The organism is Proteiniborus sp., from assembly GCF_040308045.1.
Taxonomy (GTDB): Bacteria; Bacillota; Clostridia; order Tissierellales; family Proteiniboraceae; genus Proteiniborus.
Map to the genome: position 1 here is coordinate 1 of NZ_JAWRHZ010000007.1, position 23923 is coordinate 23923.

The 23923-nt window shown below is 30.4% G+C and carries 27 protein-coding genes, 3 tRNA genes and 3 other annotated features; of the genes, 25 read left to right on the plus strand and 5 right to left on the minus strand.

Translation table 11 applies throughout. From position 1 onward, the window contains the following. Nucleotides 1-171: 171 nt before the first annotated feature. Nucleotides 172-421: a binding site (T-box leader), on the minus strand. 236 nt (nucleotides 422-657) lie between these two features. Next, a complete protein-coding gene (locus ABV008_RS00735) occupies nucleotides 658-1428 on the plus strand; it encodes a polysaccharide deacetylase family protein (protein ID WP_352417906.1) in 771 nt (256 codons plus the stop codon). An 85-nt stretch (nucleotides 1429-1513) separates the two neighbouring features. Here the strand turns inward: ABV008_RS00735 and ABV008_RS00740 are convergent, their stop codons facing one another. Beyond that, nucleotides 1514-1678, minus strand: a complete 165-nt coding sequence (locus ABV008_RS00740; RefSeq protein WP_352417907.1) for a small, acid-soluble spore protein, alpha/beta type — start codon at nucleotides 1676-1678, stop codon at nucleotides 1514-1516. 176 nt (nucleotides 1679-1854) lie between these two features. Here ABV008_RS00740 and ABV008_RS00745 point away from each other — a divergent pair, with 176 nt between their 5' ends. The 3 genes from ABV008_RS00745 to ABV008_RS00755 all read left to right on the plus strand — a co-directional run bounded on the left by ABV008_RS00745 (nucleotide 1855) and on the right by ABV008_RS00755 (nucleotide 6275). Then, nucleotides 1855-3282, plus strand: coding sequence for a Mur ligase family protein (locus tag ABV008_RS00745; RefSeq protein ID WP_352417908.1), 1428 nt, complete (start codon nucleotides 1855-1857; stop codon nucleotides 3280-3282). Between the two features lie 242 nt (nucleotides 3283-3524). After that, complete coding sequence (locus ABV008_RS00750; protein ID WP_352417909.1) at nucleotides 3525-4199, plus strand: single-stranded DNA-binding protein; 675 nt, start codon at nucleotides 3525-3527, stop codon at nucleotides 4197-4199. 186 nt (nucleotides 4200-4385) lie between these two features. Next, nucleotides 4386-6275 carry an Eco57I restriction-modification methylase domain-containing protein gene (locus ABV008_RS00755; RefSeq protein WP_352417910.1) on the plus strand — a complete coding sequence of 630 codons (1890 nt, stop codon included), beginning with the start codon at nucleotides 4386-4388 and terminating at the stop codon, nucleotides 6273-6275. A 6-nt stretch (nucleotides 6276-6281) separates the two neighbouring features. Here the strand turns inward: ABV008_RS00755 and ABV008_RS00760 are convergent, their stop codons facing one another. Next, complete coding sequence (locus ABV008_RS00760; RefSeq protein ID WP_352417911.1) at nucleotides 6282-6443, minus strand: hypothetical protein; 162 nt, start codon at nucleotides 6441-6443, stop codon at nucleotides 6282-6284. A 372-nt stretch (nucleotides 6444-6815) separates the two neighbouring features. On the opposite strand from ABV008_RS00760, the gene hpt reads away from it, so the two are divergent. Beyond that, nucleotides 6816-7337, plus strand: coding sequence for a hypoxanthine phosphoribosyltransferase (gene hpt, locus ABV008_RS00765; RefSeq protein ID WP_352417912.1), 522 nt, complete (start codon nucleotides 6816-6818; stop codon nucleotides 7335-7337). An 89-nt stretch (nucleotides 7338-7426) separates the two neighbouring features. On the opposite strand, the gene dapB is transcribed toward hpt, so the two are convergent. Continuing rightward, a complete protein-coding gene (gene dapB, locus ABV008_RS00770; protein WP_352417913.1) occupies nucleotides 7427-8191 on the minus strand; it encodes a 4-hydroxy-tetrahydrodipicolinate reductase in 765 nt (254 codons plus the stop codon). 9 nt (nucleotides 8192-8200) lie between these two features. Further along, on the minus strand, nucleotides 8201-9079 hold the full coding sequence (gene dapA / locus ABV008_RS00775) for a 4-hydroxy-tetrahydrodipicolinate synthase (RefSeq protein ID WP_352417914.1): 879 nt from the start codon (nucleotides 9077-9079) through the stop codon (nucleotides 8201-8203). 191 nt (nucleotides 9080-9270) lie between these two features. Between dapA and ABV008_RS00780 the strand changes: the two genes are divergently transcribed. The 11 genes from ABV008_RS00780 (at nucleotide 9271) to ABV008_RS00830 (ending at nucleotide 15964) form a co-directional block, all read left to right on the plus strand. Beyond that, nucleotides 9271-10206: a CPBP family glutamic-type intramembrane protease gene (locus tag ABV008_RS00780; protein WP_352417915.1), complete on the plus strand. Its 936-nt coding sequence runs from the start codon at nucleotides 9271-9273 to the stop codon at nucleotides 10204-10206. Between the two features lie 291 nt (nucleotides 10207-10497). Then, nucleotides 10498-10707, plus strand: coding sequence for an alpha/beta-type small acid-soluble spore protein (locus ABV008_RS00785; protein WP_352417916.1), 210 nt, complete (start codon nucleotides 10498-10500; stop codon nucleotides 10705-10707). 75 nt (nucleotides 10708-10782) lie between these two features. Further along, on the plus strand, nucleotides 10783-11520 hold the full coding sequence (locus ABV008_RS00790; protein WP_352417917.1) for a class I SAM-dependent DNA methyltransferase: 738 nt from the start codon (nucleotides 10783-10785) through the stop codon (nucleotides 11518-11520). A 155-nt stretch (nucleotides 11521-11675) separates the two neighbouring features. Beyond that, entirely contained in the window at nucleotides 11676-11876 is a 201-nt protein-coding gene (locus ABV008_RS00795; RefSeq protein WP_074349562.1) for a cold-shock protein, read from the plus strand. 167 nt (nucleotides 11877-12043) lie between these two features. Continuing rightward, nucleotides 12044-12931: an Hsp33 family molecular chaperone HslO gene (hslO, locus tag ABV008_RS00800; RefSeq protein ID WP_352417918.1), complete on the plus strand. Its 888-nt coding sequence runs from the start codon at nucleotides 12044-12046 to the stop codon at nucleotides 12929-12931. Between the two features lie 117 nt (nucleotides 12932-13048). Continuing rightward, nucleotides 13049-13124: transfer RNA gene (locus ABV008_RS00805), tRNA-Phe, on the plus strand. 79 nt (nucleotides 13125-13203) lie between these two features. Further along, nucleotides 13204-13278: transfer RNA gene (locus tag ABV008_RS00810), tRNA-Gly, on the plus strand. A gap of 1 nt (nucleotide 13279) precedes the next feature. Further along, nucleotides 13280-13354, plus strand: a tRNA-Cys gene (locus tag ABV008_RS00815). A gap of 113 nt (nucleotides 13355-13467) precedes the next feature. Next, nucleotides 13468-14205: a DUF6873 family GME fold protein gene (locus ABV008_RS00820; protein ID WP_352417919.1), complete on the plus strand. Its 738-nt coding sequence runs from the start codon at nucleotides 13468-13470 to the stop codon at nucleotides 14203-14205. 81 nt (nucleotides 14206-14286) lie between these two features. Next, nucleotides 14287-15189 (plus strand): putative sporulation protein YtxC, encoded by a 903-nt coding sequence (ytxC, locus tag ABV008_RS00825; protein WP_352417920.1) that lies wholly within the window; start codon nucleotides 14287-14289, stop codon nucleotides 15187-15189. Between the two features lie 172 nt (nucleotides 15190-15361). After that, entirely contained in the window at nucleotides 15362-15964 is a 603-nt protein-coding gene (locus ABV008_RS00830) for a DUF445 domain-containing protein (protein ID WP_352417921.1), read from the plus strand. Nucleotides 15965-16095: 131 nt separating this feature from the next. On the opposite strand, the gene ABV008_RS00835 is transcribed toward ABV008_RS00830, so the two are convergent. Beyond that, the gene (locus ABV008_RS00835) at nucleotides 16096-17628 is read right to left on the minus strand and encodes an ATP-dependent metallopeptidase FtsH/Yme1/Tma family protein (protein ID WP_352417922.1); all 1533 of its coding nucleotides are present in this window, start codon (nucleotides 17626-17628) and stop codon (nucleotides 16096-16098) included. A 292-nt stretch (nucleotides 17629-17920) separates the two neighbouring features. Beyond that, nucleotides 17921-18062: a sequence feature (ribosomal protein L20 leader region), on the plus strand. Between the two features lie 3 nt (nucleotides 18063-18065). Here ABV008_RS00835 and infC point away from each other — a divergent pair. The 9 genes from infC (at nucleotide 18066) to pheS (ending at nucleotide 23904) form a co-directional block, all read left to right on the plus strand. After that, nucleotides 18066-18593, plus strand: coding sequence for a translation initiation factor IF-3 (gene infC, locus ABV008_RS00840; RefSeq protein WP_352417923.1), 528 nt, complete (start codon nucleotides 18066-18068; stop codon nucleotides 18591-18593). A gap of 22 nt (nucleotides 18594-18615) precedes the next feature. Next, nucleotides 18616-18810, plus strand: a complete 195-nt coding sequence (rpmI, locus tag ABV008_RS00845) for a 50S ribosomal protein L35 (protein ID WP_352417924.1) — start codon at nucleotides 18616-18618, stop codon at nucleotides 18808-18810. Nucleotides 18811-18836: 26 nt separating this feature from the next. Then, the gene (rplT, locus tag ABV008_RS00850) at nucleotides 18837-19187 is read left to right on the plus strand and encodes a 50S ribosomal protein L20 (RefSeq protein ID WP_352417925.1); all 351 of its coding nucleotides are present in this window, start codon (nucleotides 18837-18839) and stop codon (nucleotides 19185-19187) included. 126 nt (nucleotides 19188-19313) lie between these two features. Then, entirely contained in the window at nucleotides 19314-20663 is a 1350-nt protein-coding gene (locus ABV008_RS00855) for a TrkH family potassium uptake protein (protein WP_352417926.1), read from the plus strand. Nucleotides 20664-20675: 12 nt separating this feature from the next. Next, the gene (locus ABV008_RS00860; protein ID WP_352417927.1) at nucleotides 20676-21329 is read left to right on the plus strand and encodes a potassium channel family protein; all 654 of its coding nucleotides are present in this window, start codon (nucleotides 20676-20678) and stop codon (nucleotides 21327-21329) included. A gap of 11 nt (nucleotides 21330-21340) precedes the next feature. Continuing rightward, nucleotides 21341-22150: a TrmH family RNA methyltransferase gene (locus tag ABV008_RS00865; protein ID WP_352417928.1), complete on the plus strand. Its 810-nt coding sequence runs from the start codon at nucleotides 21341-21343 to the stop codon at nucleotides 22148-22150. A gap of 87 nt (nucleotides 22151-22237) precedes the next feature. Further along, complete coding sequence (locus ABV008_RS00870; RefSeq protein ID WP_352417929.1) at nucleotides 22238-22327, plus strand: YqzL family protein; 90 nt, start codon at nucleotides 22238-22240, stop codon at nucleotides 22325-22327. 11 nt (nucleotides 22328-22338) lie between these two features. Then, nucleotides 22339-22557: a binding site (T-box leader), on the plus strand. A gap of 43 nt (nucleotides 22558-22600) precedes the next feature. Continuing rightward, nucleotides 22601-22861, plus strand: coding sequence for a hypothetical protein (locus ABV008_RS00875; RefSeq protein WP_352417930.1), 261 nt, complete (start codon nucleotides 22601-22603; stop codon nucleotides 22859-22861). A gap of 20 nt (nucleotides 22862-22881) precedes the next feature. Next, nucleotides 22882-23904: a phenylalanine--tRNA ligase subunit alpha gene (gene pheS, locus ABV008_RS00880; protein WP_352417931.1), complete on the plus strand. Its 1023-nt coding sequence runs from the start codon at nucleotides 22882-22884 to the stop codon at nucleotides 23902-23904. The last annotated feature ends 19 nt before the right edge of the window (nucleotides 23905-23923 follow it).

Below are 23923 nucleotides of genomic sequence, written 5' to 3' on the forward strand. Positions count from 1 at the left end.
TTTTGAGTTCCCTTCGCCCTTGTTACTTTTGCTTAAGCATTTTCTTATTTTTGTCAAGGGTGGCGGGAGAACCTACTCAAAATTTGCTTTAAAAACACTACTTTTTGACTCTTGTTTTTTCATAGAACTTTTTACATTACCTTTTTAAGTAATAAAAAATCCCTCATCCCAGATAGGGACGAAGGATTAACTTCGCGGTACCACCCTCATAAGCGAAAAATCGCTCACTCAGTAAGAATATGTAAACACATTCTATCCTCTATAACGTGAGGACACGTCACCATCTACTTAAGAGTAAAACTCTTATTTTTCAATGTGAGATTCAAAGGCTGCTTCCATAAAGTTCCCCTACCAAAGTTCCACCACTCTTCAGCTCTCTTATAAGTTCCCCAAATGTACTATTCCTTATCACAATCTTTAAAAATTTTAATATTCTTTATATTATAACCATAATTAAGGTTAATATCAATAGTGAATTATCTATAATATTTCTAATGTTTTAACTATATTATAACTTTTCATGAACCCAATACTCTAAATAGACTTGTTTTATATACTTATTTAATTGTGGAGAGCAAAGCTTTTTTTTATTTATAAGGTAATAATACTAAAATGCCCGAATAAATTATATTAAAAACCTTTGTGAGGAGGGGACAAATGAAAATTTATATATTTGACAAAAAGGCTACTATAAAAATAACAGCAGTATTATTACTTGTAGTTGCATCTGTTATATTTACAGGAATAATAAGTGAAAATGGAATAATGAGTGTGTTTTCAACAACTAGGGAACTACCAATATACTATGTTGATACACCTGAAAAAAAGATTGCAATAAGTTTTGATGCAGCTTGGGGAACGGATTTTACTAATGATATACTAGATACATTAGATAAATACAATGTGAAAACTACTTTTTTTCTTGTGGATTTTTGGGTAAAAAAATATCCTGAAGTAGTGAGAGAAATAGATAGAAGAGGTCATGAAATTGGAAATCATTCAACAAATCATCCCTATATGTCTAAATTAGATGAAATACAAATTATTAAAGAGTTAAAAACAACTGAGGAAAGCATAAAAAATATAATAGGAAAAAGAACTACCTTATTTAGACCACCTTTTGGGGATTACAATGATAGATTAATAAAAACCTGTAGAGAAAATGGCTATTATGTAATTCAGTGGGATGTAGATTCTCTTGATTGGAAAGAATTTGGGGTACAGCCAGTAGTAGATAGAGTCACTCGAAATGTAAAAAATGGTTCAATAGTACTTTTTCATAATAATGCTAAGTATGTGTCTCAATATCTACCTATTGTTTTAGAAAAGCTGCAGGCAGAAGGATATAAGATTGTTCCTATATCAGAGCTTATCTATAAAAATGATTTTTATATTGATAATAGCGGAAAGCAAATAAAAAAACAGTAAAGTAAGACTTTTTAAGCCTTACTTTACTGTTTTAACTACTGTATAGATGACTAGCACAAAATTGCAGATTTTGGCTATCTACTTATTATGATCTTCCTAAATGAGTATATTTGTCTGATGTTTCGTTTTCCATCATTTTTGTAATATGATCATCTCTGTCCCGCAAATCAACTTCCATGTCTTTTGCTAATTCCTCTTTGAAACTTTGAAAAGCTTGCCTTGCGTTTGGAGATATTTTTTTGTCTTTCATATAAATCACCTCTTAATTATTCTTTGACTTATTTCAAAAAATATTATCGGAATATAATGGAACTCAAAAAGCAAGTAATTGATTGCACATAAAATAAGCTATGTAGGCAAAACATATACTTATACTATTTTTGATATGTGTTCTTTACTAATGGCTTTAGAAGGGGAGCTAAGATAATGAAGATTGATGGAATAACAATTACCGGAGTTACTTGTGATTCAAACAAAGTACAGGAAGGTTTTGCTTTCGTTGCTATTAAAGGATTAAAACAAAACGGAAACAAATATATTCGTGAAGCAGTAAAAAATGGAGCAAGTATTATTTATACCGAGGAAGATATTGCATTCGATAATGTACCTGTGATTAAAGTAAAAAATTCAAGAAAAAAACTTGCAGATTTACTCAATAGTTTCTATGATTTTCCATCACATAAGCTAATTTTAATTGGAATAACAGGTACCAATGGCAAAACTACTACTTCATATTTATTAGAGCATATTTTAAAGACTGCAGGTATTAGAGCAGGAGTTATTGGGACCCTTGGTATAAGATTTGATGGAAAACATATCCCTACTAATTTAACCACACCTGAGCCTGAAATTTTATTTCGTGTCCTAAATGAAATGGTAAAAGAAGAAATTGAAGTTGCCATTATGGAGGTATCATCTCATGGGCTCAAGCTAATGAGGGTTAATGGATTGGACTTTGATATAGCTATACATACTAATATTGGCTTTGACCATATAAACTTTCATAAAACAAAAGTTGACTATATAAAATCGAAGAAAATACTTTTTGACTCATTGAAGAAAAATGGGATCTCAATAATAAATATAGATGATAAAGAGGGTCTTAAACTTATAGAAGGTAATTTAAATACAATAGCAGTTACTTATGGATTAAACTCGAAGGCAAGTATTACTGCTTCTAGCCTAAAGCTTACAGATAATATTAAGTTTAATCTATATATCCAAAGAGGACTTACTGCATTAAACAGTTCAGAGATTGAACCAATGGAAATACCTGTTGCAATGAAATTGATGGGTAGGCATAATGTATATAATTCTTTAGCTGCTATTAGTGGAGCTTTATGTTTAGGTGTACAACCATATGACATAGCAAAATCATTGAAAGAATTTTCTGGAATAGATAGAAGACTTAATGTGATATATAACAAGGATTATATAGTGATTGATGATTTCTGTCATAATCCACAAGGGTATGAAGTTGTCTTTGAAACTATACAGGCATTAGATTTTAATAAATTGATAATTATCAATGCAATAAGAGGGAGTAGAGGAGTTGAAATAAATAGGGCTAATGCAAAGGTTATAGGTGGATGGTGCAGTACTATGAAAGATGTGAGGATGTTACTAACTCTCAGTAAAGATACAATAGGGGCAGAAGATAAAGTAAGAGACTTGGAGACACTAGCATATAAGACAGTTTTAGATAAAATGGGAATTGGATATTTAGTCTTTGAGACACTGAACAGTGCCTTGAAAGAAGCTTTAAAGATAGTTGAAAAAAAAGATTTAATATTAATGCTTGGAGCTCAAGGCATGGATAAGGGAAATAGTATGATAAGAAACATGCTAAAATAATATGAAATATAATTAACTTATTCTTTTTACAGAATAAGTTTTTTTCATTATTGTCTAAAAATAATATTTTTATAGCATGAAGGATTTTTCTATTTTGTGTCTAATAAACATAGAAAGGAACTATTTACTATTTTAATATTATATTACTAATGATTCAAAAAATAATTCATATTATTAAACCTTGAAGAATAAACATATTCTAGATTAAAAAAACATAAGAATAGGAAGGGGAGTGGGGTTTGATGGCTGACAAGGTAATTGATACTAATTCAATAACCGTAGTAGGCAAGATAATCACTGAAAAGGAGTTTAGTCATGAGATGTATGGGGAGGGCTTCTATTCCTTTGACTTAGAAGTACCAAGACTCAGTGACTATTCTGACGTGTTACCAATTACTATATCTGAAAGGCTTTTAGTTAACATGGATTTAAAACCAGGGGTAAATTTAGTAGTAGAAGGACAACTAAGGTCATATAACAGATATCAAAACGGTAGCAACAAGTTAGTTCTAACAGTTTTTGCAAGGGATGCATATGTTCCCGAAACTGAAGAAGAACTTAATGAATTGCTGAAAAGACCAAATGAGATATTCCTTGATGGGTACATTTGTAAAGCACCTGTTTACAGAACAACTCCATTTGGTAGAGAGATAACTGATTTATTAGTAGCAGTAAATAGGCCTTATAACAAATCTGATTACATACCTTGCATCGCTTGGGGAAGAAATGCAAGATTTTGTGAAAAGCTCCAGGTTGGCGACCATATAAGATTATGGGGAAGAATACAAAGCCGTGAATATCAGAAAAAGATTGGTGATGGGGAAGTAATAAATAAGGTAGCCTTTGAGGTTTCAATATCAAAGCTTGAGTTTGTAAGAGAAGATAATAATAGAGAGGGAAAAAAACAAGACCTTTAAATGGTCTTGTTTTTGATATAATTCTATTGAGGTGATAAGATGGATTATAAAATTATTGTTTTTTTTATTTTTTTGACTATAATTGTTAGCATACAGTACTCACTAAACAAAATTCTTTTAGAGTTAAAAGAGATAAAAAAAATATTACTTCAGAATAAGATTGATAACTAAGTGTAGGTGAAAAAAGTGAAGCCTTTATTAGCTACAATTGACAGGATATATGAATTATATTCAAAAAAAACTTATGGATATTTTGAGAATGACATAATCAATTCTTCTATTCTACTTGCTATAAAAGCTAATGGTATAAAAGATGAACAGATGAAAGAATTAAGAATAAAAAAGCTACTAAAGGTCTATGACAGCAATGTATATTCTATTCTTAATTGTCATGATTTACAAGAATTTTGGAATAACCCTATTACTTTATTAAAAATCTATGAATATATGGCTGGAAAAAAGAGCAACAAAAAAGAAAAATACAGTATCTTTTATACACCAGAATGGATAGTCAAAAATATGGTGGACAATTCTATGAAGAGAATTTTTTTAACTAATAAGCTTGAAAACATTAGGGTATTAGAGCCTGCCTGTGGATGCGGAGCCTTTTTATTATGTTTATTTGATTCATTATTCGAGTTGTATTTAGAGAAAACTAATTATTCTAATGAAGAAATATGCAAAATCATTATTGAGAATAATTTATATGGAATAGATATTGATTCTAAGGCAATAGAAATATGCAAATATTTGCTGATGATTAAAGCACTTAATAGAACTGGCAAGCTTTATTTCTATAATTTTAAGTTGTTTACTGAAGATTTCTTAGTAGCATCATCAATAGATAAGAATTTTTTTGATTTAATATTAGGTAATCCTCCGTATCTAGAGAATAGAGGGTTAAATAAATACTATGACAAAGAGTATTTAAAGAAAAAGTTTACTACTGCAGTAGGTAGATTTGATATTTATAGTCTTTTTATAGAAAACTCAATATCTTTTTTGAAAAAAGGTGGTTATATGAGTTTTATTCTTCCAGGCAACTTATTATCTAATAATAATTTCGCGCAAACTAGGAAATATATATTAGACAACTCCTCAATTACAAGTATTATAAATTTAGGAGAGGAAATTTTCGAAGATGTTGGAATGAGTGTTATCATTATTTCTATGCACAAAGATAGGGATAAAGCAAACGAACTAATTATGTGCAGGAATATTTCAGGTAGTGAAGATAAGAAAAAAGATATTGAAGTAGCTGAATATAAGGAAATCCCTCAGAGGTTTTACGAAAATACACTTTTAAATGTATTTGATATTGATTCGTCCTATGATACTTTTAGACTTAGAGAGAAAATATATAATAGCTGTTCATTAATTATTAATGATGCTGCTGAAGTTGTCGCAGGCATAGCAACTGGGAATATTAGAAAGAAGCTTTTGACAAAAGAAGAAGATACACCAAATGCAAAAAAAGTGTTAGAAGGTAAAAATGTTCATAAGTTTTACCACAAATGGTCAGGCTTGTATTTTATTGATGATAAAAGATTAATTGACAGGAAAAAAGGTGAATATGCAACTTTCATGAGAAGCGATATGATTTATAAAGAAAAGTTAATTATAAGACAGACTGCAGATAGATTTATATGTTCATATGATGATGATAAATATTATATTCTAAATACTCTTTATTCTTTAGTAATAAGAAATGATTATGAAAGCGTATTAGATATTAAATACATACTTGCTTTATTAAATTCAAAGCTTTACTATTTTTTATACAGCACTCTAATAAGAGAGAAAGGAAAACTATTTCCACAGCTTAAGATATTTCATATTCAATACAGTCCAATATGCATTCCCCATAAAAGTGAGCAACAAAAAATAGGAGAGGCAGTAGATGAAATAAGACTATTATGCAGGAAAATGAATATGAGGAATAATATGGATGGGCATAATGTATGTAAATATAAAGAGAAAAAAGAATTGTTAGAATCTCTTTTAGATGAAATGATATTTAAGATATATGGTTTAACAGCACAAGAAATTGAAGTAATAAACAATGAAATAAAATAGTCATTGCTAATTATCGTCAATTTTTTTCAAGAATTCTTTTTTAACTTTAGTATGAGTATCATATTCTTCTTGACTTATAATATCTTTATATCTAAGCTTATCAAATAAAAGAATAAATGAAGTTGAAAGCTCTTGTAATTTTCTTTCTATTTCTTTAGTGTCGTCCATTTTATCAACTCCAATAATTAAGATCATGTTGTAATCAATACCATTATAAGTTTAGTCAAAAGAAGACAAAAATACCTGTATGTAAAATATTATTTTACACATTAAATAGGTCGTAAAGGTATTTACCATTAGTATATATTCGATATTATTTTGAAAAATCCTTCTATTTTTAATTATATATTATTATATATTTTTTTAGTCATTGGTTATTCCAAAATAAACATAAAAGTTTTTTAAAGTGCCTTAGCCTTTTTAAAGAATACCATAATCAAATTATTGACAAAGCTTATTGTTTGGATTAGAATTGATTTTAAATAGATAGGATTGTCTTTATATAGGTTCATAATTTTGTAAAGGGGCTGTTTTTTGGAAATGAATAAAAAACAAAAAATACTATTTTCTACTGAGGATATTAACAAAAGAGTCAAAGAGCTAGGGCAACAAGTTAGTAAAGATTATGAAGGCAAAAAGCTAGTAGTTGTCTCTCTCCTAAGAGGTAGCTTTATTTTTGCTGCAGATTTAGTAAGAGAGATTGGAATACCAACTCAAATCGAATTCATAACTACGGCAAGCTACGGTCATAATGAAGAATCTTCTGGTCAAGTAGAAATTATTAACGATATTAAGGATGATATAGAAGGAAGAGATGTATTAGTTGTTGATGACATTATGGATACCGGCTTAACTATGGAAAAAATAATAGAGCATTTAAAAAAGAAAAATCCAAACAGCATTAAATCATGTGTTATGTTAGACAAACCCGAAAGAAGGAAGACTGAAATTACACCAGACTATGTAGGTTTCACTATTCCTGATTTATTTATAGTTGGCTATGGCTTAAACTATGGCGATTATTATAGAAATATACCATATATATTTTCATTTGTTGATTAAGTAGATAGCCAAAATCTCTGATTTTATGCTAGTTACTTATTCAGTAGCATAATTAATAAAAGAGCTGATATAACTCAGCTCTTTTCCTATTACAATACAGTTTCAATCAAATCATCCATGTTATAAAAAGCGGGCTTTTTATTAGCTATAAATTTTGCAGCTCTTATAGCACCTAAAGCAAATATGTTTTTTGATGCAGCACTATGACATATTTCTATGACTTCATCATTACCAGCAAATATTACGGAATGCTCTCCTACTATAGTACCTCCACGTATTGCGTGTATTCCAATTTCGTTTTCCTTTCGCCTTTCTGTTTTAGTATGTCTTCCAAAAGTATATTCTTTAGGATTCTTTAGACTATCATTTATTTTATTTGCAATTAAGTAAGCTGTGCCGCTAGGTGCATCTATTTTCAAATTATGATGCTTTTCTATTATTTCAATATCTGTGTAATCCTCCATTAACTTAGTAGTTATCTGTGCTAATCTTATTAATACATTTATTCCTACGGACATATTGGCAGATTGAAATATAGGGACTTTGTTTGATGCATCTTTTATATTGTTCATATCTTGATCACTTAGACCTGTAGTTGCAATAACCAATGGAGTATTAGTCCTTATAGCAAAATCTATTAATCCCTGTAAGGCTTCAGGTCTAGAAAAATCTATGATAACATCAGCTTTATTGCTGCATTCAAAGATATTGTCATATACAGGGAAGGCAACATTTTCTTTATTAATATATTTGTCGATACCAGCAATAACCTGAAGTTCGTTATCTTGCTCAATTTGATTTATTAATACTTGCCCCATCTTTCCATGACATCCATTTACTATTACTTTAAGCATGGCTACCTCCTATAGCATATTATAATTCTTAAGCTCTTTTTTAAGTATTTTAGCATTTTCATCTGACATTTCAACTAATGGTAATCTTAAGTCACCAACATCCATTCCCAGTAAATTCATAGCTTTTTTTATAGGAATAGGGTTAGTCTCTATGAATAAAGCGTCAATTAAAGGCTTCATTTTAAGCTGTAGATATCTGGATTTTTCTAAGTTTTTTTCAAGATAGTAAAATACCATATCATGAGTATCTTTTGGAAGTATATTTGCTACTACAGATATTACACCTATTCCACCTAAAGATAAAAGAGGAACTATCATATCATCGTTTCCAGAATAAATAGCAAAATCATCTGGACATAGACGAGCTATTTCAGCTACTTGACTTATGTTACCACTTGCTTCCTTAACTCCTCTAATATTAGGATGCTTAGATAGTTCAGCTAAAGTATTTGGAGTTATATTAAGTCCAGTTCTTCCAGGAACATTGTACACAATTATAGGTATATTCACGTTATCTGCAATAGTATTATAGTGAGCAATAAGGCCTCTTTGGGTAGTTTTATTATAATATGGGTTTACTATTAGCAGTCCATCTACACCTGCACTTTCGGCATTTTTACTCATTTCTATTGTATGCTGAGTATTGTTGCTTCCTGTACCTGCTATAACAGGAATTCTTTTGTTGACTTTATCTACAGTAAATTTTATTGTCTTTAAGCGCTCTTTATCACTCATAGTAGATGCTTCACCTGTTGTACCACAGATAATAATAGCATCAGTCTGCTCCTTAATATGCCATTCTAATAGTTTCTCTAGTTTATCAAAATCCACTTGATTATTCTTAAAAGGTGTAATTATAGCGACTCCTGAGCCTTTAAATAAAAACAATTAAACCCCTCCTATTTGTTGTACTAATAAATAGATTACCAAAAACAATTCTGAAATTCTACCTCCTTAAATATAATATATTATCGTAAAAGTTAAAAAATACAGAATATGCTACTAGTGATTGAATTTACTGTATAAATTATATACAATAGTGTTTGAGATATTAAAAATACTTTGCAGGGGGACACATTATGATAAGAGACAATTCTAAACCTTCAATATTGGAGGCCAATTCTTTTTATTTATTTATTGGAATTATTCTACTAACTTTAGGTTCATATGCACAAATAAAAGGAATATATACAGGTTTATTAATAACTGAATATATAATCATTTTAGCACCTACAATTTTTTTCTTAAAGATGAGAGGATATAGCCTTAAAAAAGTTCTTAGACTTAATAAAATTTCGCTCAAACAAGCTTTAATTATTCCAATAATAGTCGTTTTTTCGTATCCTATTGGGGTTTTCTTTAATTATTTAATGATGATTATTCTAAATCTCTTTGGGAAAATAAATCCTAATCCTATACCTATACCTGAAAACGGACAAGAGATGATAATAGGTTTAATAGTAGTTGCATTATCAGCAGGAATATGCGAAGAAATAATGTTTAGAGGCTTTATAATGAAAGCCTATGAGAAAAAAGGAATAAAAGCGGGGATAATGTATTCTGCATTGCTATTTGGAGTATTTCACTTCAACATACAAAATTTACTTGGTCCAATGTTCTTAGGAGTGCTATTTGGATATATTGTCTATAGAACAGATAGCATATTTTCTTCTATGATTGCCCATACAACTAATAACGCCTTTGCTCTAATATTAGGAATGCTTATTACTAAGATAAACATAGATCCAGAGATGGCTGCAGATGTAGCTGTAGCATCAGGAGCTATTTTAGATACGGCTACTATGATTATAGGAGCTATTGGAATAGGTTTTATTGCGGTTGTTTGCGGAGTGATTGTTTACTTTCTTCTAAGACTTTTACCAAAAGGAGAAAATATCCAGCAAGAGGATACAAATGCTAGTTTTCAAGAAAATGTTAGTATTGTTTCATTTATTCCTTTATTTATAGTCTTTTTAATTTTTATCTATACGATTTATGTTGCTTTTACAATGTAAAAAAATATGTTTTAATAAACTCATAAAATAGTAAAGGACCTACCTGGGGAAAGTAGGTCCTTTATTTAATGTAATTTTAATATATACAAATATATATTAAAGGGGGAGTGGGAAAGTAGTATCTTTTCACAGGTCTTAGTTTAACATTATGATGTTTATAAATCAAGTGAATTTCCTAAGGTTTACGCAATCTTAATACTTGTTTAAATTAGGTAATATCTTTATTACAAATAGTAAAAGAATAATATTTCTCTTTTTTCAAATAATAGCTAAAAGGAGGAATGATTTATTATGAAAAAAAAGCATAAAGTTGAAACACCTCAAGACAGGCTAAAATATGAGATTGCAAGGGAACTAGGCCTAATGGATAAGATTAAGGAAGTTGGATGGGGAGGACTAACTGCAAAAGAAACAGGTAGAATTGGTGGTATTATGACAGTACGTAGTAGAAAAAACACAAATAAGAGTGAAAAAGATGCAAAGGATAAAGAGAATAGTTGAATATTTAATAAAACTATACTAAAATTAAGTAGATATTAATGTAGAATATTGGAATGTTTAGAAAAGGGGACAATGATGGAGGCTTATACAGGATTTGCTTATATATATGATAAACTAATGATGGATGTAGACTATAGTAACTGGTTGGATTTTATAAAAAGCATCTTAGAGAGACATAATAAAAAACCAAGAGAAGTGTTAGAGATGGGCTGTGGGACTGGCAATTTTACAGCGCTTTTGTGTAAAGAAGGGTATAATGTGACAGCATTTGATTTGTCTGAAGACATGTTATCCGTGGCATATAATAAGCTTGATTCACACAGAAATTTTCAACTACTTAAGCAGGATATGACAGATTTTAGTATCAACATGAAATTTGATACAATAATTTCTGTATGCGACTGCGTGAACTACATAACTGAATATTCTGAGCTAGTAAAAACCTTTGAGAATGCATATAATCATCTAAAATCTGATGGAGTATTTATTTTTGATATAAACTCATACTACAAACTAAAAAATATTATAGGTGACAATGTTTTCGTTGAAGACAATGAGGAAATATTCTATGTTTGGGAAAATGAGTATAATGAATCTGATGACACATGCCAATTATATATAACTTTTTTTGTTAAGGAAGAAGGATTGTATAGAAGATTTGACGAACTACATGTTGAAAAAGCTTATACTACTTTTGAAGTAGAAAATGCCCTAAAAAAAGCTGGTTTTAAAATTGTCAATATATATAATGGATATTCAAATGAATCGCCAAATAATGAAAGCGAAAGACTAACCTTTGTAGTGCTAAAATAAAGGGATTGAGACTAGCATTCAAGCATTGAATAAATAGGGATTTAGCTGGGAATATTAATTGACAAAGGGATTTTCATGTGATAAACTAGCAATTGAAGGTGGATGTACATAAGAAGTCATCTGCAAATTTTTCAGTATATGGAGGAATGTTTTAAATGGTTAAAGGTACAGTAAAATGGTTTAATGCAACAAAGGGTTATGGATTTATCTCAACTGAAGCTGGAGAAGATGTATTTGTACACTACTCAGCAATAACTGGAGATGGATTCAAGACTTTAGATGAGGGACAAAACGTTGAATTTGAAATAGTTCAAGGCGAAAAAGGACCTCAAGCTACAAATGTTACAAAACTATAATCGACGATTATACGAAACTTTATATATATAGTTTTCTGACGGTAGCAAGCCCCTTCATGGGGCTTTCATATTTTTTGATTAATTTCTCAATTTTAAGTAAAATATAAGTATGAGCATATATATTCTATTTTAATAAAGCGTTGAAGAAAATATATTAGGAGGATTTTATGCAGGATTATGTTATAAGAGCTATGGATGATGAAGGAAATATTAGAGTTTTTGTTGCCAAGACAACAAACTTAGTTAATAATGCTAGAAATATACATAACACAACACCTACAGCATCTGCAGCTTTAGGTAGGACTTTGACTGCTGTTACTATTATGGGCACTATGCTTAAGAACGAAAGAGAAACAGTTTCTTTACAGTTAAAAGGAGCCGGCCCTTTAGGTACGGTATTAGCAGTAGCCAATAGCAAGGGTGAAGTAAAGGGATATGTAAGTAATCCTAGTGTTGACTTGCCATTAAAAAACAATGGGAAACTAGATGTTGGTGGAGCAGTTGGGCAAAATGGAAAAGTCACAGTTATTAGAGATTATGGTTTGAAAGAACCTTATATAGGACAGTCTGATATAGTGACAGGTGAGATTGCTGAGGATTTAGCTAATTATTATGTTTACTCAGAACAGCAACCATCAGCAGTTGCTTTAGGTGTGCTTGTTGATAGAGATACTTCAATAAAAGCTGCAGGAGGCTATATAATTCAAGTACTACCAGAGGCAACAGATGAAGCTTTGGATAAACTCGAAGCTAATTTAGCAAATATAGAACCAGTATCATCATTGATTGAAAAAGGATATACACCAGAAGATATACTACTTAATGTTTGCAATGGCTTTAAAATGGATATAAAAGACAAGACATCGGTTAAATTAACCTGTGATTGTTCAGTTGAAAGGATGCAAAAAGCGTTAATTGCTATAGGAAGAGAAGAATTAAATAAAATAATTGAAGAAGATGGGGAAGCAGAGCTAGTATGTCATTTTTGTAATGAAAAGTACAAGTTTAATAGGGATGAACTTGTATCATTATTAAATGAGTCAGATTTAAAGTAAATTAGGAGTTGTATAAGGCCCATTATCTAGTTCTAGCAAGAAAAAACTATTAAATACACTATTGACATTGTGTCAAAAATATTGTATACTAAAATCTGTCGCTAGGAAAGGAATTGCGCCCAGATAGCTCAGTAGGTAGAGCAGGGGACTGAAAATCCCCGTGTCGGTGGTTCGATTCCGCCTCTGGGCACCAGATTTTTTAAAATCTGGTGCAGAACATTTTCTTATACTGAAGTAGCAATGTAAGTAAATTTAATAAAGTAAATAATCATGCGGAAGTGGCTCAGTGGTAGAGCATCGCCTTGCCAAGGCGAGGGTCGCGAGTTCGAATCTCGTCTTCCGCTCCACGGCGACATAGCCAAGTGGTAAGGCAGAGGTCTGCAAAACCTTTACTCCCCAGTTCAAATCTGGGTGTCGCCTCCATACATACAATTCATTTAGTCTTCTTAAGGAAGACTTTTTTGTTTTTTTGTATTTTAATATTGAATTTGTGGTATATATGATATTAATAAAGCCAGGAGAGGAGACATTCTTTTATGTTCAGGAACCCATTTATTCCTCATGATAAAGCTCGTATCGCAATTTTAGATAGTAGAGCAGACAATGAGATCAAGGCAAATTTAATAAACCTCGGATTAAAGCTAATAGAAACTTGTAAATGCGAAGACCTTTATGACTCTATATCCTACCATCCTGACATTGTAATACATCCCATAAACCATGAAAAAGTAATAGTTGCTCCAAATGTCTATGATTATTATAAAGATACACTTAAATTTTATGGTATAAAAGTAGTTGAAGGAGAAAAGAAACTCAGTAGAAACTATCCTGAAAACATTGCATATAATGTAGCAAGGATTTCTAAATATGCCATTCATAATACTAAATTTACTGATGAAAAATTAAAATTCTACATGAAAAAAGAAGGTATAGACCTTATTAATGTTAAACAAGGGTACACAAAATGTTCTTTAGCAATAATAAGTGAAAGTGCAGCCATTACTTCTGATTGCTCTATTTATAAAGAGCTGAAAAAATATGGTATTGATGTACTTTTTATTAAAGAAGGATTTATTGAACTGCCCAATCTTAATTATGGTTTCATTGGAGGGGCTACGGGTATGATATCAGAAAACGAACTATTGATTTCTGGAATAATGAATGATCATCCTAGCCTACATGATATAAATGATTTTTTGAAAAAATATAAAATTAAACCAATTTATCTGAGTGATAAAAAAATTATAGATATAGGTTCAATAATTACTTTTTAATACATTTATTACATTTCTATTATGAGAATATACCTTTATATTAAACATATACTACTATTACATCAGAAAGGAGTGAATCGAGTGAGATTGCTTACAATCGCATCAAAGGTTGAATCAGATGAAATATTAGACAAATATATTAATATCTTTAAAAAAGAAGATTTAATTATAGAAAAAAATGTAGGCAAATGCGGAGATTTTTATTTAGTAGATTATAATTTAAGTAATAAAAGCAATGAAAAACATAAAAATATCAATAATGTATTTAAACACTATATTGCTAATGGTATTGCTGATGTTATTATAGACATATATCAAGAAAATATAGTTGAAAGACTATTAAACTATAATCTTTACTATTTTGATAAAAATGAAAAAGACAAAATTAAGATAAGTACATTAGATTATTTGAAAAAAAATGAGTATATCAATACTGAAGGGATAATATATAAAATTAGTAAGAAATCTAGAATTTTAAAATCTGTAATAGACTTTCTAGAGGAGAATGATTCAATTAATATAGAGGGCTTTATTAATTTTAGATTAAAATACTATCTAGATACTATAGAGGATGCTATTGATAAAAATATTGAAGATTATTTTGCAGAAAAAGAATATAAAGAATTTATTAAAATCCTTCAATATTTCGTAGAAATTCAAGAGCCTAAGAGGGAAGAAGTGAATATAATATTTAGTAATAATAAGTATAAATTAATAGATGAAAAAAGACTGGCAATTAACAATGAATTTCTTGAAGAACTAGGAGAAGAACTATCAGAAATAGATATAAATTATGATGACTTACTTATTAGCTCACTTATTACTATTGCGCCAAAAAAAATCATTATTCATCTTGACAATGGCACCGATAATTTTGACATAATTAACATAATTAAAAATATTTTTCTAAACAAGGTCACAATATGTGAAGGTTGTGATTTATGTTGTAGTGATATTTCTTCTCATCCTTTCAAAGGATATTAACTTTGAAAGGATGTTTTTATGAGAGCGACAGCGAACAAATAAATTTGTGTTGCGAGACTGTGGAAGATGACCTAACTCTTCTTATAGGATTATGGATTATATTATAACCATATTTAATATTCCTGAGAAATATGTTATAATGAGTCGCATAATGTTATTAGAAGGTGAGTCTATGTATATACTAAAGGTTTTGATATTAGCTGTGATTGGGGCATTAATTGGATGGCTTACAAATATTATTGCTATTAAGTTGTTGTTTAGACCTTTTTATCCTGTGAAGGTTCCACTAATTAATTATAGTATTCAAGGCTTAATACCAAAGCGTAGAGAAGAAATAGCAAAAAGCATTGGGAATGTTATTGAAAATGAGCTTTTATCCCTAGAGGAAATTGTAGACAAGGCAATGGGAGAACAGAATATAGCACAAATTAAGTCTGTCATTAAAAATAAAATTAATGAAATAATAAAAGACAAGCTTCCGTCGATTATACCTAGTATATTTAAGAACATGATTTATTCATATGTAGATGAGTTTATTGAAAAAGATGGAGAAAATATTATTAGTGATTTAATGAAAAAAATGATTGATAAAGCTTCTGAGGATATTAGCTTATCTGAGATTGTTGAAGAGAAAATTAATTCTTTTGAAATAGAGAGAATAGAAGATATTATTGTTTCAATTGCAAGACAGGAGCTCAAACATATCGAAATACTAGGAGGAGTTCTAGGATTTATTATTGGAATAGTACAAGGCGTTATAATTCTTTTATTATAAGTTTTCCTCTATAATAATCTAGTTTACCATATAATTATCAAGATAGTTTTAGATATAAAAATAAGGAAGGTATATTACTCTTCCTTATTTTTATAATTTGGTAGTGAACTGACTAAATTATCTACAATTTTTTAAGTAGCTAATACATGTGAGTCGTTATACTGATAAACAATACTGTCTAGTTCATCTCCAGTCATTGTTTCGTTTTCTAGAAGATATTCAGAAATTATTCTTAACAAGTTTTTATTAGCTTCAACTAATTTTAGCGCTTCATCATAGCACTCCTTTAAAATTTTCTTTATTTCACTGTCAACATTATTAAAAGAATACTCAATATACTGTTCTTTTATAGATATATTTCCAAGAGAACTCATACCATAGCTACAAACCATTTCCTGAGCAATTTCAGTTGCCTTTACTAAATCATCCTTTGCGCCAGTTGTTATTTCACCAAAAACAGCATGTTCTGCAGCTCTTCCAGCTAGAAGTACTTTTATCTTGTCACGAAGTTCTCTTTCTGTCATTAGGTATCTTTCTTCATCAGGCATCCTTAGAACGTATCCTAATGCTTGCCCTCTAGGTACTATTGATATCTTTTGTATCATATCAACTTTTAAAAGCTTTCCTACAAGAGCATGACCGGCTTCATGACAAGATACTATATTTTTTTCTTTATCTAATACTGAAGGGTTCTTTACTTCTAGACCTGCTACTACTCGTTCAATAGCTGAGTTAAAATCATTTATATCTATTACTTTCTTTTTATTTCTTACAGCGATTATAGCTGCTTCGTTTGCTATGTTAGCTAACTGTGCACCAGAAAAACCATGGGTTTTTCTAGCTAAATCTTCTATATCAATACTAGCATCCAAAGGTTTATCTCTAGTATGAACACCAAATATCTCTTTTCTAGCTCTAACATTTGGATTTCCAACATATATATGTCTATCAAATCTACCAGGTCTTAGAAGTGCTTCATCTAAGAGATCAAGTCTATTTGTTGCTCCTATGACTATTACTGTTTGAGCTCGATAAAAACCATCCATTTCTACGAGAAGTTGATTTAAGGTTTGATCTTTTTCATTGTTACTATCTGAATTTCTCCTAGAGCCTATAGCATCAATCTCGTCTATAAATACAATACTAGGGGCATCTTTTTTTGCCTTTTCAAATAATGTACGAACTCTCTTTGCACCTACACCTACGTATTTTTCAACAAACTCAGAACCACTTGCATATAAAAAGGTAGAATTTGTTTCTCCTGCTAATGCCTTAGCTAGCAAAGTTTTACCTGTGCCTGGCGGTCCATAAAATAGAACTCCTCTAGGAATTTTAGCCCCCATCTTCATATATTTTTCTGAGTTATTTATGAAATCAATGATTTCCTGGAGTTCTTCCTTGACTTCATCTAATCCTGCTACATCTTTAAAAGATACGTTAGGCTTATTGTTTTCACTAGGCGAATCATCAATTTTCTTTTTTTCACTACTAAAAGAAGCAGTGACTAGTGATGGCTTAAAATCAAGTCTTATATAATAAGTTAATACAATTAATGTTGTAAACCAAATAAAAAATCTATCTCCATTTGAAATATTAACAAAATCTATATTAGAAAAATATTTTTCATATACTAAGAAAGTGGAAAGCGAAAGAAAAATTATCACAATACAAAATGTTATCTTCTTCTTTAAGATACTAATCACCTCTTTATCTATAAGTTTTATCTTGTCTAAGAAACTAGAAATTATAATATTATTTTAACCAATGTTTATGTTAATATTAGATATATAAAGTTATAAGATAAAAAAAATAATGAAAATAATAACAGTTTTAACATAAAAAATCATTAAAACTAAGTAAAATTAAAATTGCAATATGCAAATAATATAAAAATATAAAAGATGTTGACAAATATCAAATGATTTAATATAATGTACTAAGACTTACATTAAAGATAAAACAAAGTAGAAGTATCCGCTTCTCACCTTACAGCTTATCTGCTCATAAGGTTAATATTGACGAGTTAATAGCAAGTATTTTGCTTTTATTGTCATGTAATTTGGCGGATAGTTTTAACTATCCGCTTTTGTATTTATAAAAAATGTTTAGGAGGTGTCTTAATATTAAAGAACTTCAGATTAATGAGGAAATCAGGGAAAAGGAAATTAGACTGATTGATGTTGATGGGGAACAACTTGGCATTATGACTTCAAAAAAAGGAATGGAAATTGCAGATGAAAGAAAACTAGATTTAGTTATGATTGCTCCTAATGCGAAACCCCCAGTTTGTAGAATAATGGATTATGGTAAGTATAAGTACGAACTTGCCAAGAGAGAAAAAGAGGCAAGAAAAAACCAAAAAGTTATAACTGTAAAAGAAATTAGACTTACGCCTAGTATTGAAGCTAATGACTTAAACGTTAAGGCTAAAAGAGCTATTGATTTCTTAAAGGATGAGGATAAAGTAAAGGTTACAGTTAGATTTAGAGGAAGAGAAATGGGCCATACTGAAAAGGGTAAAATAGTACTTCAAAAATTCGCTGAACTAACTTCAGAGTATGGAAGCATAGATAAGCAGCCAAAACTAGAAGGTAGAAACATGGTAATGTATTTGAACCCAAAAAACTAATCACTTGGAAGGAGGAAACATTATGCCAAAAATGAAAACACATAGAGGAGCAGCAAAAAGATTTAAGAAAACAGGATCAGGAAAACTTAAGAGAAACAAAGCATATAAGAGCCATTTAACTGGCAAGAAATCTCCAAAGAGAGTTAGAAACTTAAGAAAAGCAACATTAGTAAGTTCTGGAGATGAAAAAAGAATAAGACCATTATTACCATACTAATTAGATGAACGAGGAGGAGAGAATAGATGGCTAGAGTAAAAAAAGCAGTAAATGCAAAGAAAAAACATAGAAAAATATTAAAATCTGCAAAAGGCTATTACGGAGCAAAGAGCAAACTTTACAGACCAGCTAATCAAGCTGTAATGAAATCTCTTCAATATGCATATGTAGGACGTAAATTGAGAAAGAGAGATTTTAGAAAGCTTTGGATAACAAGAATAAATGCTGCAGCTAGATTAAATGGTATGTCTTATAGTACCTTTATAAATGGATTAAAGAAAGCTAATATTGAAGTAAACAGAAAAATGCTTTCAGAAATGGCAATCCACGATGCTCAAGGCTTTGCGAAATTAGTTGAAGTTGCTAAGAACGCATAGATAATAAAAGTTCCGATTACGGAGCTTTTTATTTTTCTATTATAATAAGGGTACTTTTAATATATAGGTCAAAATGTTATAATAATTATTAACGCTAGGAGACTATAGGTTAGGGTGAAGGTAATTATGCATTACAAGAGAAAACTAAAAGAAAAAAAGTTAAATCCAGCACAAATTTTAGTATTAGGATTTGCAGGATTAATTATAATAGGAGGTATTCTTCTTAATCTACCAATAGCTTCAGTAGATGGAGAAAGTATTGGCTTTATTGATTCACTTTTTACAGCTGCATCTGCTGTATGTGTTACTGGTTTAGTTGTAGTTAACACAGCTACATATTGGACTTTATTTGGTAAGATTGTGATATTGATGCTGATTCAAATGGGTGGATTAGGATTTATGACCATGGCTACTTTAGTAGCTTTACTTATTGGTAAAAGGATTACTTTAAGACAAAGACTTGTAATACAGGAAGGACTAAATCAGTTTTCATTAGAGGGTGTTGTTAAGCTTACAAAATACGTTATTATGTCAACATTAATTATTGAAGCAATTGGAGCAATTATTCTTTCAACAAGGTTTGTACCTATATATGGAATAAAAAGCGGAATTTGGCATTCTATATTTCACTCAATTTCTGCTTTTTGCAATGCTGGCTTTGATATAACAGGAAATAGCATAGTGCCTTTTGTAGGTGACGCCGTAGTTAACATCACTTTAGCTTTGCTTATTATTATAGGTGGACTTGGATATACTGTTTATATTGATCTAACAAGGAATAAAGAATTTAAAAGCAATACACTCCATACAAAGTTTGTATTATTATCTACTGCTATATTGCTAATAACTGGTTTTGTTTTCATTTTAATTATTGAATATAATAACCCAAAAACACTTGGGAATTTACCTTTTATTGACAAGATAACAGCGTCTATGTTTCAGGCAGTTGTCCCAAGAACGGCGGGATTTAATAGCATAGATATAGGAGGATTAACTAAAGCAACTTCTTTTCTTATGATTATACTTATGTTTATAGGAGGCTCCCCAGGCTCAACTGCAGGAGGTATAAAAACAACAACATTTGGTGTAATTATTTTGACTATATATTCAATTCTTAAAGGTAAATCAGATGTAGATGTATTTAGAAAGAGAATCCCATACGAATTAATTTTTAGAGCTTTAGCAGTATTGGGTATAAGTCTTTTCTTAGTAGTATTTGTAACAATGATATTGACCTTAACAGAATCTGAGAATTCTTTTTTAGATTTACTCTTTGAGACCACGTCTGCTTTTGCTACAGTAGGATTAACAAGAGGAGTAACTTCTGATTTATCAAGCATAGGAAGATTGATACTAATATTTACTATGTTTACTGGAAGGTTAGGACCTTTAACTTTAGGCTTTGCGTTGGCTAAAAGACAAGACAAAGATAAGGGTAACTTTAGATATCCAGAAGGAAAGATTATGATCGGATAGGAAGGTGATATAATGAAGCAATTTGTAGTTATTGGTTGCGGAAGATTTGGAACAAGTGTTGCAAAAACGTTGTATAATCAAGGTCATGACGTACTTGCCATCGATGGTAACGAAGAAATAGTACAAGAAATATCTGATTCAGTTACTTATGCAGCACAAGCAGATGTTCAAGATGAGAATTCATTAAAATCTTTGGGTATTAGGAATTTTGATGTTGCAGTTATAAGTATAGGCTCTAATATTCAAGCATCTATTATGGCAACACTTATAGTCAAAGAGATGGGAGTAAAGACTGTAATTGCTAAGGCTCAAAATGATGTTCATGCAAAGGTTTTATATAAAATTGGAGCAGATAAGGTAGTATTTCCTGAAAGAGATATGGGAGTGAGAGTTGCGCATAATTTAGTTTCTCCGAACATACTTGATTATATAGAGTTATCTCCAGACTATAGCATTGTGGAGATTGCTGCTATAGCTGAATGGGAAAACAAATCCCTAAAGGAACTTAAGTTACCAACAAAATATGGTGTAAATGTAATGGCCATAAAACAAATTGATAGCATGAATGTTACTCCTAAAGCTGACGATGTTATAAAAGCTGGTGATATACTAATAGTACTAGGAAACAACAAGGATTTAAGTGAGCTTGAGAAAAAAGTAGACTGAGGAAAATAAGTATGAATAAAATGATAACAAGTTCATCAAACTCAATAATAAAGGAAATAAAATCACTGCACAGAAAAAAAGATAGATGGATGAAAAGAAGCTTTTTTGTTGAGGGTATTAGAGCAATTGATGATTGCATTAAATCAAGTGCAAACGTAGAGTATTTAGTCTATTCAGATATGCTATTTGAGATTAAAGGTGGCAAAGAGCTATATGACACAATATGTTTAGAAAATTACAAGCTATATTATATATCAGATAAGCTTTTTAAAGAAGTGTCAGACACAGAAAAGCCACAAGGAATATTAGCAGTAGTAAATTATGACATAAAGAGAATTGATGATGTTCTAAAAGAAAAAGAAAATTTTATTATTCTTCTAGATAGAGTACAGGATCCAGGAAACATGGGAACTATTATAAGAACTGCAGATGCTTTTGGCTCAAATGGAGTTATTGTAACAGAAGGCTGTGTTGATATATTTAATCCAAAAACTGTCCGTTCAACTATGGGTTCAATATTTCACATTCCTCTTTTGTATTATAGGAGCGCTAATGAAGCTATAAGGGATTTAAAGAATAGTAGTATTAAGGTTATCACAACATCACTAGATGCAAAGGATTACTGTTTTGATGTAGATTTTAGAACAAACTTTGCTTTGGTTATTGGCAATGAAGCTTCTGGAGTATCGAGTGAAGTTATGGCTGAATCCGACTTACTTATTAAAATACCTATGCCAGGTGATGCAGAATCATTAAATGCTGCAATTGCTTCTTCTGTTATAATGTACGAGGTTTTGAGACAGAGATTAAAATTGAAATAATCAAAAAATTTAGTTTACATATTCCTTGTTTTTTTCTACACCTCATGCTATAATCTTAGTAAATAGCATAGAGAGGTGTTTTATACAATGTTTAATGCAGATTTTTTCTGGAAAATGTTTGAGCTCACTGGCTCTATTAACGCCTATCTAATGTACAAAGCGCTTATAATGAACTAAAAAGTTAATATCTAAAAGTGATGATAGAGAAAGTATGTATTTAAATACTTTAAGAGAGGAAGTGTCATAGGCTGAAAGCACTTCTAAGTTAAAAATACAGAGGTTCACTCTTGAACTGCTAGGTTGAAATAGTAGTAGACTTATGCCGGTTTTTTTCCGTTAACATAATGAGTGATTTGATTAACAGTCAAATTATTAGGGTGGTACCACGGAAAGCCTTCGTCCCTTTATGACGGAGGTTTTTTTTATTTTAAATATTATGGGGGTGGTTTTATGGCATATTTAGCTCAGTATATAGTCAGTTTTTTAGCTTTTTTCATTGCATATTTCGGACTAACCCTTGTTTTTAATATTGTTACAGGGAAAATATCAATAGGTAAGTCGAAGAAAGAAGAACAGAAAACTGTAAAGAAAAGCAAAGCAAAGGCTACAAAATCGAAAGATACCAATTACCTTTATAGTATTTTTAAGAACTCTTTAATAGTAAGTTTTATTTTTATAATTGGAATAATTATTTACAAAATGATTATTTAGCATGAAAGGAGTGCAAAGAAATGAAAGAATTATTAAATAAGATAAAAGAAAAAGCTCTAACTGAACTTGAAAAAACTAATAAGCTAGAAGAATTAGAGCAAATAAGAGTCAAATATCAAGGGAAAAAAGGAGAATTAACACAAGTATTAAGAGGTATGGGAGGATTGTCACCAGAGGAAAGACCAATTATAGGCCAATTAGCTAATGAAGTAAGGGAACTAATTGAGGGTGAGATTGAAAAGGTCAAAGAAAGACTTAAGGAAGAAGCAAAGAATGAAAAGCTACAGTCGGAGATAATAGATATATCAATGCCAGGAATGAGCATAGAGAAAGGACATAGACATCCTCTTATTGGAGTGATGGAGGAACTAGAAAACATCTTTATGAGCATGGGATTTAGTATAGTTCAAGGACCAGAGGTAGAGACTGTATATAATAACTTTGATGCATTAAATTCACCGGAAAATCATCCTTCAAGGGATCCATCAGATACTTTTTATATAACTGATGATATTCTTTTAAGGACCCATACATCTCCTGTACAGATTAGAACTATGAAGCAAAGCAAGCCACCTTTGAGGATTGTATCTGCTGGAAGGACATTTAGATTTGATGATGTAGATGATACTCACTCTCCTATGTTCCATCAACTAGAAGGGTTAGTAGTAGATAAAAATATTACTATGGCAAATCTTAAACATACAATAGACATGTTTATCAAAGAGCTTTTTGGTAGCGATATGAAAACTAGATATAGACCTCATTACTTTCCGTTTACAGAGCCAAGTGCTGAGGTTGATGTTTCTTGTTTAAAATGTATGGGAAAAGGCTGTGAAGCATGTAATGGAACTGGATGGAGTATGGAGCTTCTAGGATGTGGAATGGTGCATCCGAATGTACTTAGAAACTGTGGTATAGATCCTGAAGTATATAGTGGATTTGCATTTGGACTAGGAGTAGATAGAATTGCCATGGTTAAGTACGGAATAAATAACATAAGACTTTTATTTGAAAATGATATGAGATTTTTAAATCAGTTTTAAAGAAAGAAGGAGGAAGGAA